Genomic DNA, 16,065 nt, shown 5'->3' with positions numbered 1-16,065 from the left:
AATTCGCCGGGAACGAGGGCTTGACCAGTCATGGCCTGACCACACTCGTTTCCGCTCCCCCGGAGGAAGATCTCCGCGCCCGACGACCCCGGGCGCCCTGTACGAGCGCATCCCCGATGACGAACGCGGCGAGCGGCAGGCCGACGAGGGGAAGGAAGTACCCGATGCCGATCGCGACGGCCACCACGAGCACGACACCCCATACCGGCGCGTTCGGAAGGGCCTCGCCGGGGACCGTGCCCATCCGGCGAGCGGGGTCGCGGGTGGGCCGGCGCTTCCACCACATCAGGTACCCGAGCACGACCATCGTCGCGATCCCTGCGGCGACCACGAACAGGACGAGCTGATTCACGAGGCCGAACATCGACCCCATGTGGAGGTCGACGGCCCACCGCGCGAGCTTCGCCATGAACGGGTAGTCAGCGAAGTCGACCCGGTCCACGACCGCGAGCGTGTCGCCGTCGATCGCGACACCGTCGACCTCCGTCGGGAAGCTGCGCTGGATCTCCTGGACGACCCACGCCTGCCCCGCAGCCGAGGGCGGCCGGATCTCGATGAGGCCGACGTTCACGTTCTCGGTGCGCGCGACCGCGAGCACGTCGTCGAAGGTGTCGGGTGAGACCGCGGCGGTCGGCGCCGCGACGACCCCGTGGTCCGCATGGGCTCCCGCAGCACCACCGGAGCCGGTGTCACCGAGCGCCGTCGACAGCGCCGGGTTCTGCCACGACAGTGCCGCTCGCAGCGTCGAGACGTTCGCACCGCCGTAGGTGGACCACGTGATGCCGGAGGCAGACAGGAAGAGCGCTCCGAGTACGAGCCACACTCCGAGCGACGCGTGCCACCCGAAGAGGCGTCGGTAGCCCCGCGCTCCGCGCTTCGGGCGGAACAGGTCCTTCTTGGCGCGCGCCGTACGCAGCCGCACCACCCAGAGCGTGAGCCCGGCCACCACGACGATGCCGAGCCACGAGGCGGCGAACTCGCTGTAGAGGCGGCCCGGCTCGCCGAGGTGGAGATTGCGGTGCAGGTCGCTGACCCACGCGCGAAGCGGCAGCGCGCCGCTCGTGCCGTAGACCGTCAGGTCGCCTCGGATCTCGCCCGTTCCGGGGTCGACGAAGACAGCGCGGGTCTGGCTCGGACCGAGCCCCTCCTGGGCGAACATGACGCGCGTCGTGTCGCCCGCTGCGGGCGCGGGCCGCACCGCCGCGAGCGAGGCGGCGTCACCGATGTACCCCTCGGCGATGCGGACCTGGTCGCCGATCGGGAGTGTCGTCTCGGTGACCGGCGCGCTGAGCTCATGGGCGTAGACGACGCGCTCGAGCTGCGGCGTCACGACGTAGACCGCTCCGCTGAGCGCCGCGATCAGGATGAACGGGCCGACCAGGATGCCGGCGAAGAAGTGGATCCGCAGCAGCAGCGGCATGACCCACGCACGCGACCGCCGGGGCGGAGCGTGTTCGCGGGACGTGGTGGCGGGCGCGCCGCCCGTATCGGGGGCGCCGTCGGTGGACGCGTATGACTCGGTGATGGACATGGGACTCCTCGGTCATCGGGGTGCCTGCACGCGAAGCATGGTCAGCGCGCACGACGGATCGCCCCGACGGGCGCCGGGGCGTCAGAGAGCGAGGAGAGCGGGCGGGCCGCGACGCGCGGGCGCCGCGACGAGGGCGCGAAGGCGCGGTGTGCGAACGCTCGACGCGAGGGGGCGCAGACGCGGCGGCATCGGCGCGGAAGGGACGGCATCCCGAGTCACAGACCGCAGCCGCGTCGCGATGCGCCGCGCGAGATCGGCGAGCGCCGCGAGCAGCCGTTCGCCGCGATGCAGCAGCAGGGTCGTGATGGCGGCCGCCAGGATGTGGGCACCGATCATCGCGGCGTCCGGGGCTGCCGCAGCGATCGCACCCGGCGCGAACGGGGATGCCGGGAGCGACATATGTCCCGCGTGCAGGCTGAACGGCCCCGTCAGGCTCGACGCCGGCGTGGGAATCCGTGCGGAGCCAGCGAGCGGCACGACTCCGAGCGCGAACATGACGTGGAAGAGCGTCTGCGCGGCCGTGACCGCGGCACCGAGGCGCACGACCGAGACGCGGCGCCCGACGACGGGGAGGCTGATCATCAGCGACAGCGCCCACGGGAGGGCGGCACCCAGCGCCGAGGGCGGTTCGCCTCCCGCTGCGACGTGCGACAGCAGCGCGACGAACGTGGCCAGGGTCGCGGCAGCGGCGGCTCGCAGCGCGCGCTGGTGGCGAGACGGGGTCACGTCGCGGCGGTCGGTCGGCCGGCCTCAGACGCCGACGCGGGAGAAGGCGTCGAGGCTGATGCCCTGATCGAGGACGGTCTTCGACCACTCGCGGGCCGAGTGCAGCGAGTGGTCGCGGTAGTTGCCGCACTCGAGAGCGGAGACGCCCGGGATGTCGGCCTCGACGGCCTCCTCGGCGATGAACCGCAGGCTGCCGGTGAGCGCCGCGACGACATCGGCGACCTCGGGCTCGCCCCACATCAACAGGTGGAAGCCGGTGCGGCATCCGAACGGCGAGATGTCGATGACCCCCGCGATCCGATCGCGGAGGAGACCCGCGAGCATGTGCTCGATGGTGTGGATGCCGGCGGTCGGGATCTCGCCCGCGTTGGGCTGCACGAAGCGGACGTCGAAGTTGGTGATGGTTCCGCCGTCCGGTCCGTGCTCGACGCCGATCCGGCGCACGTACGGGGCCAGCACAGCGGTGTGATCCAGCGTGAAGCTCTCGATTTCAGCCACGTGTTCCTCCTTCGACGCGGACGGTCGGACGGCCGCCGAGCGCCGCCGTTCCGGCCAGAGTAACGCTCCCCGTCATGGGCTCGGCGCGCTCGGGCATTCAGGTTACGTCCAGGGACTGTCCGGGACTCGTCCAGACTCAACCCGCAGACTCGGGGAGTTTTGTGCGTCCGCCCGAGACGCCCGCCGCCTGTCGCGGTGCCCGCAAACATCGAAGGACCGCCCCTGTTCGCATGACTTCTTCGTCGAACCAGACCACCCGCCGCGACCTGCGGCGCTCCGCCAGCGTGAGCTCCAGCTCCGCATCCCGCCGCTTCGTCCGTCCCGCCGCCCTCACCCTCGGGCTGGCCATGGGGCTGACCGCGGTCGTGGGCACGACTGCCTCGGCCGCACTGCCCACGGCATCCGGCCCCGCACCGGTGATGCAGCGCGCTGCACTGGTGACCGCCGCGGCCACGTCGACGGCGAAGCCGCTCAGCGCGATCGAGCAGGCCACGAGCGACGCCGTCGCCGCGGCTGAGGCATCGGTCGTCGAGGCCGCCACCGTGACCGGCGACGTCTCAGCCGCCGCGCTTCCGATCGAGGGCGACACGACGATCGACACGACGCAGCTGCGCGAGCGCATCGAGGGCCTGAAGGACACCGAGGTCATCCCGACGCTGCTCCTGCCCGACCTCACCGACCAGCTCACGGACGCAACCGACGACGTGCAGGCCGAGACGGCCGACCTCCGCGGACGTCTCGAGGCCGCACAGGCGCAGAAGGCCGCCGAGGAAGAGGCCGCGCGGATCGCCGCCGAAGAGGCCGCAGCCGCTGAGGCCGCCGCGAAGGCGAAGGCCGAGGAAGAGGCCGCCGCGGCCGCAGCGCAGCGTTCGAGCGGCTCGCGCTCGTCGTCCTCGTCTTCGTCCTCGTCCTCGTCCGCGCCCGCTGCTTCGGCGGTCGCTTCGACGGGCGACAACTCCCCCGGCGCCGCGCAGCAGGCCGCGAGCAACATGCTCGGCGAGTTCGGCTGGGGCCAGGACCAGTTCTCGTGCCTCGTATCGCTCTGGAACAAGGAGTCGGGCTGGAACTACCAGGCCTACAACAGCGGCAGCGGTGCGTACGGCATCCCGCAGGCGCTTCCCGGCAGCAAGATGGCTTCGGCCGGTGGCGACTGGCAGACCAACGCCGTCACCCAGGTTCGCTGGGGCCTCGGCTACATCTCCGGCCGCTACGGCTCGCCCTGCGGCGCCTGGGGCCACTCGCAGTCGGTCGGCTGGTACTGATCACCGCTCGCTGACGGTTCGCGAAAGCGCACGTCCGCACGGTCCGCTCACGCGGAGACCGTGCGGACGTGCGCTTTCGCCGTTCCGGAGCGGGGTCAGTCCTCGTCGAGGGTGTCCTCGTCGAGGGGGTCCTCAGCCGTGACCTCGAGCGTCGGAGCTTCCTCGATCGGGTCGATGGGCATCTCACCGGGTGCGACGAAGGGCACGTTTCCATTGAGGCTCATGGTGGTTCCTCCCTGCAGTTCGTGAGTGGCTCACGCTACGACGTCGCCAGCGAGCGGTCAGCCCCGTTGCCGTCCGGCGATACCGGGTGTACCCACTGTCGGAGGGCGGGAGTACCGTCGGTCGCGACGAGGAGGTCACCGGCTCGAAGCGGGGGCGCAACCGCCTGCACATCGACGTGTCGGTCGCACCCGTCGACGGTGCCCGCCGCGCGACGGCCGAGGCCGTGGATGCCGAGAAGGATCGTCTCGTCGGGCTCGGGGCGAGCGTCGTGCGGCTGGTGGAACAGCAGTGGGGTGCGTGGCCCGAGCGGTATTGGCAGATGCGAGACCCCGAAGGCAACGAGTTCTGCCTCCAGTGATCGTCCGGCATAGGGTCGAGGGCATGGCCCCCCGCATCCTCGCCGTCGTGAACGGCCGCATCGTCCCCGTGTCCGCGCCCGTCATCGAGAGCGGGACGGTGATCGTCACGGACGGCGTGATCACCGCCGTCGGCGGGGCCGAGACGCCCGTGCCCGACGGCGCCGAGATCGTGGATGCCGCGGGGCGCTGGGTTCTGCCCGGGTTCGTCGAGGCCCACGGCCACCTCGGAGTCCACGAGGACGGCGAGGGCTGGTCGGGCAACGACACCAACGAGATGACCGACCCCAACGGCGCCCGCTTCCGCGCGCTCGACGGCATCGACATCGACGAGGTCGGGTTCCGCGACGCCCTGCGCGGCGGCGTCACCTCCGTCGTGATCAAGCCGGGGTCGGGCAACCCGATCGGCGGACGCACCGTCGCCATCAAGACGTGGGGCGGGCGCACCGTCGACGAGCAGGTGATCGCCGAGAACGTGTCGGTGAAGTCCGCCCTCGGCGAGAACCCGAAGCGCGTCTACGGCGACAAGAAGCAGACGCCCTCGACCCGCCTGGGCGTCGCGTCCGTGTTGCGCGACGCCTTCGTCGGCGCCCAGAACTACGTCGCGAAGCGGGATGCAGCGGCGGCCAAGGGCGAGCCGTTCGAGCGCGACCTCGGCAAGGAGACGCTCGCTCAGGTGCTCGACGGCACGCTGCTGTGGGATCAGCACAGCCACCGTCACGACGACATCGTCACCGCGATCCGGCTCGCCGAGGAGTTCGGCTACCGGCTCGTCGTGAACCACGGCACCGAAGGCCACAAGATCGCGGACGTCCTGGCCGAGAAGGGCATCCCCGTCATCTTCGGGCCGATGCTCACCTCGCGCTCGAAGGTCGAGCTGCGCGACCGGGCGATCGGGGCACTCGCCCTGATCGCCGAGGCCGGCGTCACCGTCGCCATCACGACCGATCACCCGGTGGTGCCGATCGACCAGATCCGTCTGCAGGCGATCCTCGCCGTGCGAGAGGGCCTCCCGGCGGATGTCGCGTTGCAGGCGCTCACGACGAACCCGGCCAGCATCCTGCGACTCGACGACCGCGTCGGCGCCCTCGAGGCCGGTCGCGACGGCGATCTCGTCCTGTGGTCGGGCGACCCGCTCGCGGTGGAGTCGCGAGTCGAGCACGTCGTCATCGGCGGCACCACGGTGCTCGAGACCACGGATGACGGCGATGTGCACATCGTCGAGCGGTGGGAGCGGTTCGGACGCTCCAGCTGGCTCCGCTGAGCCGGAGTCCATTCCGGCCGCGAACGCAAGCGGTACGCCGTCGCACAGGTTCGGGTGTGCACTGAGGGGATGTCGAACCTGCCCCTCTGGCTGCTCCTCCTGGTCTTCGCCGCTGCCGCCGCCGTGGTGTGGGTGGCCGGCATCCAGCTCTCGAAGTCGACCGACGTCCTCGACGATCGCTGGCACATCGGCAGCGCGTTCGGCGGGCTGATCGTGCTCGCTGTGGCCACGAACCTGCCCGAGATCGCCATCACCGTCAGTGCCGCCATCGCGGGCAACCTCGAAGTCGCCGTGGGCAACATCCTGGGTGGCATCGCGCTGCAGACCGTGGTGCTGGTGATCCTCGACTTGTTCGGCAAGCGCGGTCGCGGGGTCAGGCCGCTGACCTATCGCGCCGCATCCCTCGTCCTCGTGCTCGAAGCCGTGATCGTGGTCGCCGTGCTCGCGGTCGTGATGGCGGGGAGCCAGCTTCCCAGCGACCTCGTCGTCGCACGTGTCACCCCCGATGTCGTGCTCATCGCGGCGCTGTGGCTCGCCGGGCTCTTCCTCGTGCAGCGCGCCGGCAAGCACCTCCCCTGGCACGAGAACGGCACGTCGCCGGGTGCGAGTGAACACACCCCGGGCCACCGGCGCGCCAAGCCGCGGCATCCGCATCATTCGATGAGCACCGGGGCGGTCGTCGCGATCTTCGCGGTCTCCGCGCTCGCGACGCTCGGAGCCGGTGTCGTGCTGGAGCGGGTCGGCGACGCCATCGCCGACGAGATCGGCCTGTCGGGTGTGCTGTTCGGCGCGACCATCCTCGCGCTCGCGACCGCGCTGCCGGAAATCTCCACGGGGCTGCAGGCCATCCGTCAGGGCGACGACAATCTCGCGATGAGCGACATCTTCGGCGGCAATGCGTTCCTGCCCGTGCTGTTCCTCGTGGCCACCCTGATCTCGGGCCAGGCGGTGCTGCCGCAGGCGAATGGAGCCGACATCTACCTCACCGCGCTGGCCGCGCTGCTGACGCTCGTCTACGTCATCGGACTCATCTTCCGGCCCGCGAAGCGGATCGCCGGGATGGGTGTCGACTCGCTGACCGTGCTCGTTCTCTACGGCGCGGGGATCGCGGGGCTCTTCGCCGTCGCCGCGTGACCGACCGCGACGCGCGGGCGACTCAGACCTCGTCGGAGCGCGGCGACCGCACCGACCATCCGACCCGCCGCAGCGCATCGGCCAACCGCGCGGCCTCCGTCGCCGCGACATCCCAGGACACGTCCGAGCAGACGTCGACGGCGAGCGGCGGCGGGTCGGCGAACTTCGGGATCTGCACCTCGGCCCACACGTCCCGGCCCAGCCCGACGCGCGGGAAGGCCGTACCCGCATTCTCGATCGCCCCGTCCGATACGAAGGCGATCGTCTCGAGGGCATCGGGCTTGGCGATCGGCAGGTCGACGACGAGCGTGACCACGAAGGGTCCGCTGGCGGTGTCTCGGCCGTGGGCGTGCACGCGCTCATCCTGACAGACCCGCGGCACTGCGGAGGCCGAAAACCGGATGTCGTCGAGGTGCCGGCTCAGCGTTTCCGATGATTACGAAAAGATAACGGGAAAACCCTTGCTCGTCGTTACCTCGCCGTTATAGAGTGCTCGCACGGTAGCTGTTTTGCTGTGGCAGCCACCGGCATGTGATTGCAGGAAACTCTTGGTGCAAAGGGACGAGGGTCCGACCGAATGCCTCTTCGGTCGGACCCTCAACTGTCTTCCGGCCGCGAGAGCCGACCGCGCGCGACGACCGCGCGCGACGACCGCGCGTGACGACCGCGCGTGACGACGCGTCAGGCGCCGCCACCACCGCCTCCGCCGCCTCCCCCGCCGGCAGACCCGCCCCCGCTCGACCCGCCCGCGGTCGACGACGACGACGATGCCGCCGACGACAGCGTGCCGATACCTGCCGCGAACGATGACGCATCGAACGCCGCCGTTCCCACGTACCACCCCGGCGTCGCGATGCCCGCGTCGCCGTAGAGCGCCGTCAGGTGCGCAGCCCACTCCTTCTCGCGGCCGAACAGCACGGCGTACGGCAGCAGTCGCTCGTAGATCCGGAGCGTCTCCCGGGGGTCGTCCGTTGCGACCGGCTCGCGCTCAGCGCCGGTCGGCGACTGCAGCATCCGGATGCGGTCGGCTTCGGCCCACCGGATGAAGAGGTCCAGCCCGCGCAGGTGGTCGCGGATCTCCGCCCCCGTGTCCGACAGCGGCTCACCGGCGACCGCGAAGACGACCACCAGGAACGACGCCGTCGCCAGAACGATGCCGACGATGGGCAGTGCGGGGTGGACGTGAGCGTTCAGCGCGAGCGCACCGAACAGGATGACCAGACCCGCCGCGATGGCCCATGCGGCGACGGGCCAGCCACGCACTCCCGCCGGCACAGGCTTGTACATGCCGCGACCGCGGAGACTGTCTTTGGCCATCTTCAGCGCCCGCTGGGTCTCGGTGGACAGCCGGGTGTCGGAGGAGCCGAAGCGGTAGACCTCGCCACGACGGTGATGCGGGAACATGCCGCGCAGGAGTCTGCGCCCGTTCTCATCTGCGGCCCGAGGGTCGACGAGCTCCGCCTGCAGCTTCGCACGTCCCCAGCGGCTCTTCCCATCGTCGACGATGCGGATGGCGCCCACCAGCGCCAGCTCGAGGACCTCGGCGGGAATCGCCTTCGACGTCTTCTGCAACAGCACCGCCGCGTCGATCGCATCGATGCGGCGCGGTGGCGCGTACTCGGCGATGACCGTCGGGCGCCCGGGCTCGTCGCGGAGGTACCGCCGGCGATTGCGCAGCGCCCAGCCGGTGGCGCCGGCGAGCAGCGCCGTCGACCCGGACTGGAGCCATCCGAGCGGCGACGCTAGGAACCCGGTGTCGTACACCTCGAACGTGCCCTCCTCGAACCCGACGGCGAAAGTGAGCGTCTCGTGCGGCGCGAGGTCGGTCGCCGAGGCGGCGATCGCGGTTCCGTCCGGTGAGGCGACGATCTCGGGACACGGCGTGGTGCTGTCCTGCTCGCCGACATAGCAGGCCTGCCGGCCGGCGAGGGCGTCCGCGATAGCGGGGTCGACCCGCAAGGTGGCCGTCACCTGCCGGAACGGCTGATTCCAGTCGGTGCCGTTGACGTCCCAGTAGAACTCGAGCCCGGTGTCCGGGAAGTCCCACACGACATTCTCGAGGTCGTAGGTGAAGACGAAGGTGTTCGGCCCGTGCAGGTACTCGGGCCCGCGCGTCAGGATGCCGAGGGTGCCGTCCTCGCTGTCGGTCTCGACGGGACGGGCATCGCCGTTCTCGTCGGTGACCGAGATGAGTTCCGGATGCAGCGGCTGCCCGTTGTAGGTCTCGGGCAGAAGGCGGCGCATGCCCCGGTTCTGATCGGACTGGGGGAAATCGGCGACGAAGGTCTCGACGACCCGCATCCTGGCCATGCCGTCCTCGTCGCGGCTGAGGGTGTAGTCCACGGCGAGCGAATCGAAGACGAAGGCGTCGAGATCGGCGGATTCGTCGGCGGATGCCGCGGCAGGGACCGCCAGCCCGAAAAGGCCCGTGATCAGCACGAGGACCACGATCGCGAGTGCCGCCCGGGTGCGACGCATCATGCCGACCAGCTTAGGCGGGCAGTAAAGTTGTCGCCATGAACGATCGTCGTCGCGCCGTTGCCGCGTGGGAGAGCCTCTTCCGCGCGCAGCACGAGATCTTCGACGACATCAGCAATGACTTCGCCGGCGATGAGCTGACCCAGGCCGAGTACGACGTGCTCCTGACGGTCGCGCGAGGCACGGGCCATCGCGCTCGCCTGCGAGACGTCACCGCGAACATGCTCATCAGCCAGCCGAGCGTCTCGCGCCTGGTCGATCGGATGGTCGCGCGCGGCCTCATCACCAAGTGCGGCGACCCGACGGATGGCCGCGGCGCAATGCTCACGGCGACGCCGGAGGGGCTGTCGGCGTTTCGTCGACTCGCCGCCGCCCACGGCCGCTCCATCGCCGAACGGATGTCGGTGCTGTCGACCGAAGAGCTCGAGCAGCTCGAGCAGCTGACGACGAAGCTGCGACGTCTGTCCTGACGACCGCGCGGAGCGGAGTTGCGGGTCGCGCGGCGTCTCGCGATGTCGATTCCTCCCCCGGCGGGACGGTGCCCTGACTTTCGATAACCGAACATGTGTTCGACTCGAATGTCGTACCCCGCTGTCACAATGGGAACATGACGGCGAGTGACGGGGGAAGCGAGGCGCGACGCGACGAGGTCACGCCGTCGCAAGCGCTCGCTTTTGCGAGGTACGCGGAGGCCCTTGACCTCTCTCACGCCGCTGACATCGCTCGCACCCGGGCGCTGGCCGACCTGGGTCACGCCGCCCTGCACGACGCGCGCCGCGACGGGGTGCGGGGTATGGCGTCGGACATGGAGTTGCGTTCAGTCGCGGCCGAAGCGGCCGGGATGGCGCGGTTGACGGATCGGCGGCTGCAGGGTGAGATCGACCATGCGATGACCGTCATCGACGACTATCCCGCGGTGTTCGAGGCGTGGGTGCAGCGGCGGATCGAACGTGGCCACGTGAATGTGGTCGTGCGGGTCGGTGCGGGGCTTCCGAATGAGGTGCGGGATTCGTTCGCGGAAGCCGCGATCGCGGTGTGCGAGCGGGACGTGCCGTCGCGGGTGCGGGGTGCGCTGGATGCGTTGGCAGCCCGGCTTCACCCGCAGACGTTCACCGACCGGCACAAGACCGCGGCGGCGGAGCGGTGCGTACGGGTGTTCCACGGGTCGGATGGGATGTCGAATCTCGTCGCGAACCTTCCGACGGTCATCGCCGCCGGGATGCTCGACCGGCTGACGCAGATGGGGCAGTCCGTGAAGGACGCCCGGGCGGAGGGCGACGGGGCGGAAGGTGCCGGGGCGGATGCCGCTGGGTCGGGTAAGCCCGCCGACACGAGGACGATGGATCAGCTGCGCGCCGACATCCTCGGCGACCTGGTGCTCGGCGGGGCGCCGGTCGTTGACCCGACGTATGGGATCGACCGGGCTGGTGGGCTCGGGGCGATCCGCGCGCGGGTTCAGGTGGCGGTCACCGCCGAGACGTTGATGGGGCGTGACGAGAACCCGGCCGAAGCCGTCGGGGGCGCGCTGATCGATGCGGATACGGCACGCGAGCTCGCCGGGCAGGTCAGCGAGTGGGACCGGCTCTTCATCGACCCCGTCACCCGCACCCCGGTCGAGATCGACACCTACCGGCCCACGGCGTCGATGAAGAAGCTCCTGATGGCGCGCGACCAGCACTGCCGGTTCCCCGGATGCCGCAGAGCCGCGATCCGCTGCGAGCTCGACCACACGATCGATCACGCCCTCGGCGGGCACACCCACATCTTCAACCTCGCCCACCTCTGCCAACGACACCACTCGATGAAGCAATTCACGAAGTGGGAGGTCAGGCAGGTCGGCGGCGGGGTCCTGGAATGGACCTCACCCCTCGGCCGGGTCTACCGCGAAGACGTACCCATACCGGCCGTCTGCTTCACCATCGCCACCACGGACCCGCCACCGGATGCGACACGCGGCGGACCACCGCCGGACGAACCGCCACCCTTCTGAGTGCTGCAGCCACGCAGTCGGGCGCGCGCATCGCGCGCCTTCGAATCGGTCGCGGGCGCTGGGGGATATACGCGAAAGGGCGGCCGCCGCCCCCGAAAGAGCTGCGGCCGCCCGTCGTGCGAACGCGGATCTGCGCGATCAGTTCTCGATCGGCACCACCGGCGCGGCTGCGTCGGTCGTGACCTCGACCTTGCGCGGCTTGGCCTTCTCGCTGACCGGGATGGTCACAGTCAGGACGCCGTTGTTGTAGGTCGCGGCGATGCCTTCCGTGTCGACGCCCTGGCCGAGGTTCAGCTGACGCAGGAAGCTCGCGGCTTCACGCTCGCGCGTGATCCACTTCACTCCGTCACCGCTCGCGAGCGTGCGCTCGGCGCGGATGGTCAGCAGCTGGCCGTCGACGTCGATGTCGACCGAGCCCGGGTCGATGCCCGGCAGGTCGGCGGTCATCACGTAGTGGTCGCCGTCACGGTAGAGGTCCATCGGCATGCGACGGGGGCCGCGGCGCGTGTCGAAGAGGCTCGAGGCGATGCGGTCGAGGTCGCGGAACGGGTCATAAGTAGCCATCGATCTTTCCCTTCTCTGATGCTTCGTGTTGAGATCTGAAAGTTGAGCCGTCTCGGCTCAACTGCATCCAGATTAGCACTCTCCCCCATCGAGTGCCAAGGGTTCTCGCACAGCGAACAGCGCCCCGAAGACGGGGCGCGGGAGGGCCTCTCAGCACTCGACGACGTTCACGGCGAGACCGCCCTCGCTCGTCTCCTTGTACTTGTGCGACATGTCGATCCCGGTCTGGCGCATCGTCTCGACGACGGCATCCAGCGACACGTAATGCTGCCCGTCACCCCGCAACGCGAGTCGCGCCGCGGTGACCGCCGTCGACGCCGCGATCGCGTTGCGCTCGATGCACGGGATCTGCACGAGGCCACCGACCGGGTCGCACGTGAGCCCGAGGTGGTGCTCCATCGCGATCTCCGCCGCATTCTCGATCTGCGCGCTGTTGCCGCCCATGACCGCCGTCAGGCCTCCCGCAGCCATTGCGCACGCAGATCCGACCTCGGCCTGGCAGCCGCCCTCCGCACCCGAGATGGACGCGTTCGCCTTGAACAGCGACCCCAGCGCCGTCGCGGTCAACAGGAACCGCCTGATGCCGCGGCGCCGATCCAGATCCTCCGACGCGAGCCGCGACTTCGCCGCGAACCGCCACCAGTACATAGCCACCGCCGGAAGGATTCCTGCGGCACCGTTGGTGGGCGCGGTGACCACGCGTCCACCCGACGCGTTCTCCTCGTTGACGGCGAGCGCGAAAGCACCGAGCCACTCCCCCGGCAGCTCACGCCCACCCGCCGCCTCCGCCTGTTCGAGCTGCGCCCGCATCGCCCCCGCCCGGCGCCGCACGCGCAGCATCCCCGGCAAGGTGCCGTCGGCTCGAAGCCCCGCCTCGACGCACCCCGCCATGGCATCCCAGATCGCGTCGAGGCCGGCAGCGACCTCGGCCTCCGGCCGGAGTGCCTCCTCGTTGCGGCGCGCGAGGCCGGCGATGCTCATCTGCTCGCGCTCGCACAGCTCGAGCAGCTCCGCCGCGGTGCTGAAGCGGTACGGCCAGGCGACAGCGCCCGAACCTCCGCGCCGTCCGCCCGCCTCGGCGGCTTCGCCTGCGCGTCGGATGAAGCCGCCCCCGACCGAGAGATACGTTTCCGACGCGACGAGATCGCCCGCGGCGTCCCACGCGCTCAGGGTCATCGCGTTGGGATGCTCCGGAAGCCGCGTCCGCGGTTCGAAGGTCACGTCGCTCCGCGAGAACGGCACCGCGTGCCACCCCGCGAGCACCAGGGGCGACCCGTCGACCCATTCGGTCCACGCGCCGCGAACCACGTCGGGATCGACGGTCTCGGGCGCATGACCCTGTAGCCCTGCGACCACGGCGTCGGGCGTGCCGTGCCCGATCCCGGTCGCTCCGAGCGACCCGTACAGCACGCAGCCGACCCGTGCGACCTCGGGAAGCCGCCCCGCGGCCTCCAGCCTGACGACGAAAGCACGGGCAGCACGCAACGGGCCGACCGTGTGGGAGCTCGAGGGTCCTACACCGATGGAGAACAGCTCGAACGCCGAGACGTAAGCGCTCACTCGCCCAGGCTACGCCAGCATCTGCCGTACGGGCCCGGCGGCGTCAAGGGGCTGCTGTCGGGCGCGCTGTACGCCTATCGTCGCGATTGATGACCGCCGTACCCCATCCCCGCCTTGTCTCGCTGAAAGCCGCGGCGCGGACCGCGGGCGGAGAGGCCTTCGCGCTCTCTCGTCTGCTGCTCGCCGGCAAGGCGGCCCTCGCCGCTGCGATCGCCTGGTATCTCGCGCCGTACGTACCTTTCGCGCACGACGAGTACTCCTACTACGCTCCGCTCGGCGTGCTCGTGAGCATGTATCCGACGATCGCCGACTCGGCCAAGGCCGGCCTGCAGGCGGTCGGCGGCCTGGCGATCGGCATCGCGATCGGCCTGGTGGGCCTGTGGTTCGTGTCGGGCCCCAGCCCCCGCATCGTGGGTGTGGCGATCGTCGTCGGCGTCGGCGTCGCCGTCGGCGGCATCCGAGCGCTCGGCACCGGCCGAGACTGGATCGCCATCGCCGCCCTGTTCGTACTGCTGCTCGGGGCGAACGACGCGGGCGGCTTCTCGGTGTCGTACCTCGTCACGATGGCGTTCGGCGTCGTCATCGGCGTCGCCGTCAATCTCGCCATCATTCCGCCCCTCTACCTCCGCCGCGCCTCCACACGCCTGTCGCAGCTGCGCGACGCCGTATCGGACCGGCTCGAGATGCTCGCGACCTCGATCGCCGACGGCGAACCGGCCGACGAGGCCGGTCAGCGCTATCTCGAGGAGATCCTCGACGCCGTGTCGACCGACGTCCGCGAGGCCGCACGCAGCCGCAAAGCGCATCCGCTCGCCCGTCGCCGACGGGGCATCGAGACGGAGAACAACCGCCGATTGCGCGCCCTCGAGAACACCGTCCGCCAGACGATCGAGCTGGCCGACGGCATCGACGGGCTGCCCCTCACACCGGATGCCGCGCCCCCGCGTGCCGCACTCGCCGAGGCTGTCCGTGCGACCGCCCGAGCCGTGGCTCGCCCTCTGGGCGACCCCGCCGCCGCGACCACGGTCGAGGATGCCGAGAAGGCGCTCGCCCGCGTCGTCGAGACGGTTCCCGCCCGCAACGACGGGCGCATCTCACCGTGGACGCGGACCGCCGTCGACCTCAGCCGCATCATCGACGCCTCGCGACCCTTCACCTGAGCCGCGGGGCTCCTCAGCGCGCGGGGATGCCCAGTACCCGCTCGAGGTAGGGGCCCGAGAACTTCCCCGTCGGGTCGACGCGCGCCACGAGCTCCCGGAAGTCATCCAGGTGCGGCAGCGATCCGCTGATGGGCATCGAGAAGACCTTGCCCCAGTGCGGGCGCGGATCGAAGGGGGCGAGCGCCCGCTCCACGTGCGAGATGGCCGTGCGCACGGCATCCGGCTCGTTCTTCCAGGTGAAATGGATGCACACGCTGTCACGTCCGAACCCGGGAGAGAGCCAGAGGTCATCGGCGGCGACGGTGCGCAGCTCCGTGACGAGGAGGGCGGGCTCTACCCGGTCGGCGATCGAGCGGACGGCGGCGATGGCGTCGACGGCGACAGCCCGGTCGACCCAGTACTCCGTCTGGATCTCGTCGCCGTTGGACGGCGTCGCATCGATGCGGAAATGAGGCAGACGCTCGCACCAGTCGCCCGGGACGCCGCCCTGCTCGGTCGTGTTGTCGACCCCGTCGGCCGCCGGCGAGTCCGCCTTCGCCGTCACCCGGCGTGCGCTCAGCACTCGTTCCGGCATGTCGGGAGCCGCGGTGTCGTCGAGGCGCTCCTTGACCCATACCTCGCCGACGTCGGGCGTGTTCCAGCGTGTGAAGACACTGACGCTGTAACCGGCTGCCGTCACCCCGTCGAATCGCTCGAAGAGGTCATCCCACGTCAGGCCGGCGTAGGTGTCCTGCCTCACCTGATACGTCGGCTCGATCGCGAGCGTCAGCCGGACGACCGGCCCGAGGGCGCCGAGGTGGACCACACTGCCGGCGAAGTCGGCGTCGCCCGCGGAGACCGTGCGGAGCTCGCCGCCCGGGCCGATGAACTCAAGCGCTCGCACGGCGGTGGCGAGGGATCCGTTGCGATCCCCCGAGCCGTGCGTCGACGTCGCCGTCGCACCTCCGACGGAGACGTGGGGCAGCGACCCCATGTTGTGCAGCGCCCAGCCGTGATCGGCGAGGTGTCGCGCGACCACGGCGTAGCGCGTGCCGGCCCCCACTGTCACCGTGCGGGCCGTGTCGTCGACCTCGATGTCGGGCGCGATCGCCGTCAGGTCGAGAAGGGTGCCGGGAGTATCGGCCAGATCGTTGAAGGAATGCCGCGTTCCCAGCGTCCGGATGCGGTCGTGTGAGGCGACGAACCGCTGCGCCTCGGCGATCGTCGTCGGTGTCAGCACGGCTTCGGCGGCGAAGGTGTGCGTTCCGGCCCAGTTCCGTTCGGTCACGAACCCACGCTACGCGATACCCGCCGAGAATGTATAGCGACGCAACAAAG

Annotated in this window: 16 protein-coding genes; 7 read left to right on the top strand and 9 right to left on the bottom strand. The window is 70.4% G+C overall.

Features of this window, described 5'->3' with window-relative positions:
- Positions 1-28: 28 nt before the first annotated feature.
- The 3 genes from VC184_RS03235 to VC184_RS03225 form a co-directional block, all read right to left on the bottom strand.
- On the bottom strand, positions 29-1,531 hold the full coding sequence (locus VC184_RS03235; protein WP_407667125.1) for a PepSY-associated TM helix domain-containing protein: 1,503 nt from the start codon (positions 1,529-1,531) through the stop codon (positions 29-31).
- Between the two features lie 81 nt (positions 1,532-1,612).
- Positions 1,613-2,257 (bottom strand): hypothetical protein, encoded by a 645-nt coding sequence (locus tag VC184_RS03230; protein WP_323987274.1) that lies wholly within the window; start codon positions 2,255-2,257, stop codon positions 1,613-1,615.
- A gap of 24 nt (positions 2,258-2,281) precedes the next feature.
- Positions 2,282-2,755, bottom strand: coding sequence for an S-ribosylhomocysteine lyase (locus tag VC184_RS03225; RefSeq protein WP_114588189.1), 474 nt, complete (start codon positions 2,753-2,755; stop codon positions 2,282-2,284).
- Positions 2,756-2,985: 230 nt separating this feature from the next.
- On the opposite strand from VC184_RS03225, the gene VC184_RS03220 reads away from it, so the two are divergent.
- Positions 2,986-4,017: an aggregation-promoting factor C-terminal-like domain-containing protein gene (locus VC184_RS03220; protein ID WP_323987273.1), complete on the top strand. Its 1,032-nt coding sequence runs from the start codon at positions 2,986-2,988 to the stop codon at positions 4,015-4,017.
- A gap of 95 nt (positions 4,018-4,112) precedes the next feature.
- On the opposite strand, the gene VC184_RS03215 is transcribed toward VC184_RS03220, so the two are convergent.
- Positions 4,113-4,241, bottom strand: coding sequence for a hypothetical protein (locus VC184_RS03215; RefSeq protein WP_323987272.1), 129 nt, complete (start codon positions 4,239-4,241; stop codon positions 4,113-4,115).
- Between the two features lie 86 nt (positions 4,242-4,327).
- Here VC184_RS03215 and VC184_RS03210 point away from each other — a divergent pair, with 86 nt between their 5' ends.
- The 3 genes from VC184_RS03210 (at position 4,328) to VC184_RS03200 (ending at position 6,996) form a co-directional block, all read left to right on the top strand.
- Positions 4,328-4,600, top strand: a complete 273-nt coding sequence (locus VC184_RS03210) for a VOC family protein (RefSeq protein ID WP_114588191.1) — start codon at positions 4,328-4,330, stop codon at positions 4,598-4,600.
- A 23-nt stretch (positions 4,601-4,623) separates the two neighbouring features.
- Entirely contained in the window at positions 4,624-5,862 is a 1,239-nt protein-coding gene (locus VC184_RS03205; protein ID WP_269267295.1) for an amidohydrolase, read from the top strand.
- Between the two features lie 69 nt (positions 5,863-5,931).
- A complete protein-coding gene (locus VC184_RS03200; RefSeq protein ID WP_323987270.1) occupies positions 5,932-6,996 on the top strand; it encodes a sodium:calcium antiporter in 1,065 nt (354 codons plus the stop codon).
- Positions 6,997-7,018: 22 nt separating this feature from the next.
- Here the strand turns inward: VC184_RS03200 and VC184_RS03195 are convergent, their stop codons facing one another.
- Positions 7,019-7,351 carry a hypothetical protein gene (locus VC184_RS03195; protein ID WP_112616605.1) on the bottom strand — a complete coding sequence of 111 codons (333 nt, stop codon included), beginning with the start codon at positions 7,349-7,351 and terminating at the stop codon, positions 7,019-7,021.
- Between the two features lie 326 nt (positions 7,352-7,677).
- Positions 7,678-9,477: a DUF2207 domain-containing protein gene (locus VC184_RS03190; protein ID WP_323987269.1), complete on the bottom strand. Its 1,800-nt coding sequence runs from the start codon at positions 9,475-9,477 to the stop codon at positions 7,678-7,680.
- A 35-nt stretch (positions 9,478-9,512) separates the two neighbouring features.
- Between VC184_RS03190 and VC184_RS03185 the strand changes: the two genes are divergently transcribed.
- On the top strand, positions 9,513-9,944 hold the full coding sequence (locus tag VC184_RS03185; RefSeq protein ID WP_112616601.1) for a MarR family winged helix-turn-helix transcriptional regulator: 432 nt from the start codon (positions 9,513-9,515) through the stop codon (positions 9,942-9,944).
- 137 nt (positions 9,945-10,081) lie between these two features.
- Positions 10,082-11,464: an HNH endonuclease signature motif containing protein gene (locus tag VC184_RS03180; RefSeq protein ID WP_323987268.1), complete on the top strand. Its 1,383-nt coding sequence runs from the start codon at positions 10,082-10,084 to the stop codon at positions 11,462-11,464.
- A gap of 138 nt (positions 11,465-11,602) precedes the next feature.
- Here the strand turns inward: VC184_RS03180 and VC184_RS03175 are convergent, their stop codons facing one another.
- Entirely contained in the window at positions 11,603-12,028 is a 426-nt protein-coding gene (locus tag VC184_RS03175) for an Hsp20/alpha crystallin family protein (protein WP_064956137.1), read from the bottom strand.
- A gap of 150 nt (positions 12,029-12,178) precedes the next feature.
- A complete protein-coding gene (locus VC184_RS03170) occupies positions 12,179-13,588 on the bottom strand; it encodes an L-serine ammonia-lyase (protein WP_323987267.1) in 1,410 nt (469 codons plus the stop codon).
- An 89-nt stretch (positions 13,589-13,677) separates the two neighbouring features.
- Here VC184_RS03170 and VC184_RS03165 point away from each other — a divergent pair, with 89 nt between their 5' ends.
- Positions 13,678-14,748, top strand: coding sequence for an FUSC family protein (locus tag VC184_RS03165; RefSeq protein WP_274178416.1), 1,071 nt, complete (start codon positions 13,678-13,680; stop codon positions 14,746-14,748).
- A gap of 13 nt (positions 14,749-14,761) precedes the next feature.
- On the opposite strand, the gene VC184_RS03160 is transcribed toward VC184_RS03165, so the two are convergent.
- Positions 14,762-16,015 (bottom strand): FAD-binding protein, encoded by a 1,254-nt coding sequence (locus tag VC184_RS03160; protein WP_323987266.1) that lies wholly within the window; start codon positions 16,013-16,015, stop codon positions 14,762-14,764.
- Positions 16,016-16,065: the final 50 nt, after the last annotated feature.

Source organism: Microbacterium plantarum, assembly GCF_035231185.1.
GTDB classification, from domain to species: domain Bacteria; phylum Actinomycetota; class Actinomycetes; order Actinomycetales; family Microbacteriaceae; genus Microbacterium; species Microbacterium plantarum.
Note: the sequence above shows the minus strand (reverse complement) of the source record. Positions and strands in the feature narration are given on the sequence as shown.

Bases quoted from the DNA above. Each gene is read 5' to 3' on its own strand.
- VC184_RS03215 (WP_323987272.1), bottom strand. From the start codon at position 4,241: ATGAGCCTCAATGGAAACGTGCCCTTCGTCGCACCCGGTGAGATGCCC.
- VC184_RS03165 (WP_274178416.1), top strand. From the start codon at position 13,678: ATGACCGCCGTACCCCATCCCCGCCTTGTCTCGCTGAAAGCCGCGGCG.
- VC184_RS03200 (WP_323987270.1), top strand. From the start codon at position 5,932: ATGTCGAACCTGCCCCTCTGGCTGCTCCTCCTGGTCTTCGCCGCTGCC.
- VC184_RS03205 (WP_269267295.1), top strand. From the start codon at position 4,624: ATGGCCCCCCGCATCCTCGCCGTCGTGAACGGCCGCATCGTCCCCGTG.
- VC184_RS03235 (WP_407667125.1), bottom strand. From the start codon at position 1,531: ATGTCCATCACCGAGTCATACGCGTCCACCGACGGCGCCCCCGATACG.
- VC184_RS03180 (WP_323987268.1), top strand. From the start codon at position 10,082: ATGACGGCGAGTGACGGGGGAAGCGAGGCGCGACGCGACGAGGTCACG.
- VC184_RS03190 (WP_323987269.1), bottom strand. From the start codon at position 9,477: ATGATGCGTCGCACCCGGGCGGCACTCGCGATCGTGGTCCTCGTGCTG.
- VC184_RS03175 (WP_064956137.1), bottom strand. From the start codon at position 12,028: ATGGCTACTTATGACCCGTTCCGCGACCTCGACCGCATCGCCTCGAGC.
- VC184_RS03220 (WP_323987273.1), top strand. From the start codon at position 2,986: ATGACTTCTTCGTCGAACCAGACCACCCGCCGCGACCTGCGGCGCTCC.
- VC184_RS03185 (WP_112616601.1), top strand. From the start codon at position 9,513: ATGAACGATCGTCGTCGCGCCGTTGCCGCGTGGGAGAGCCTCTTCCGC.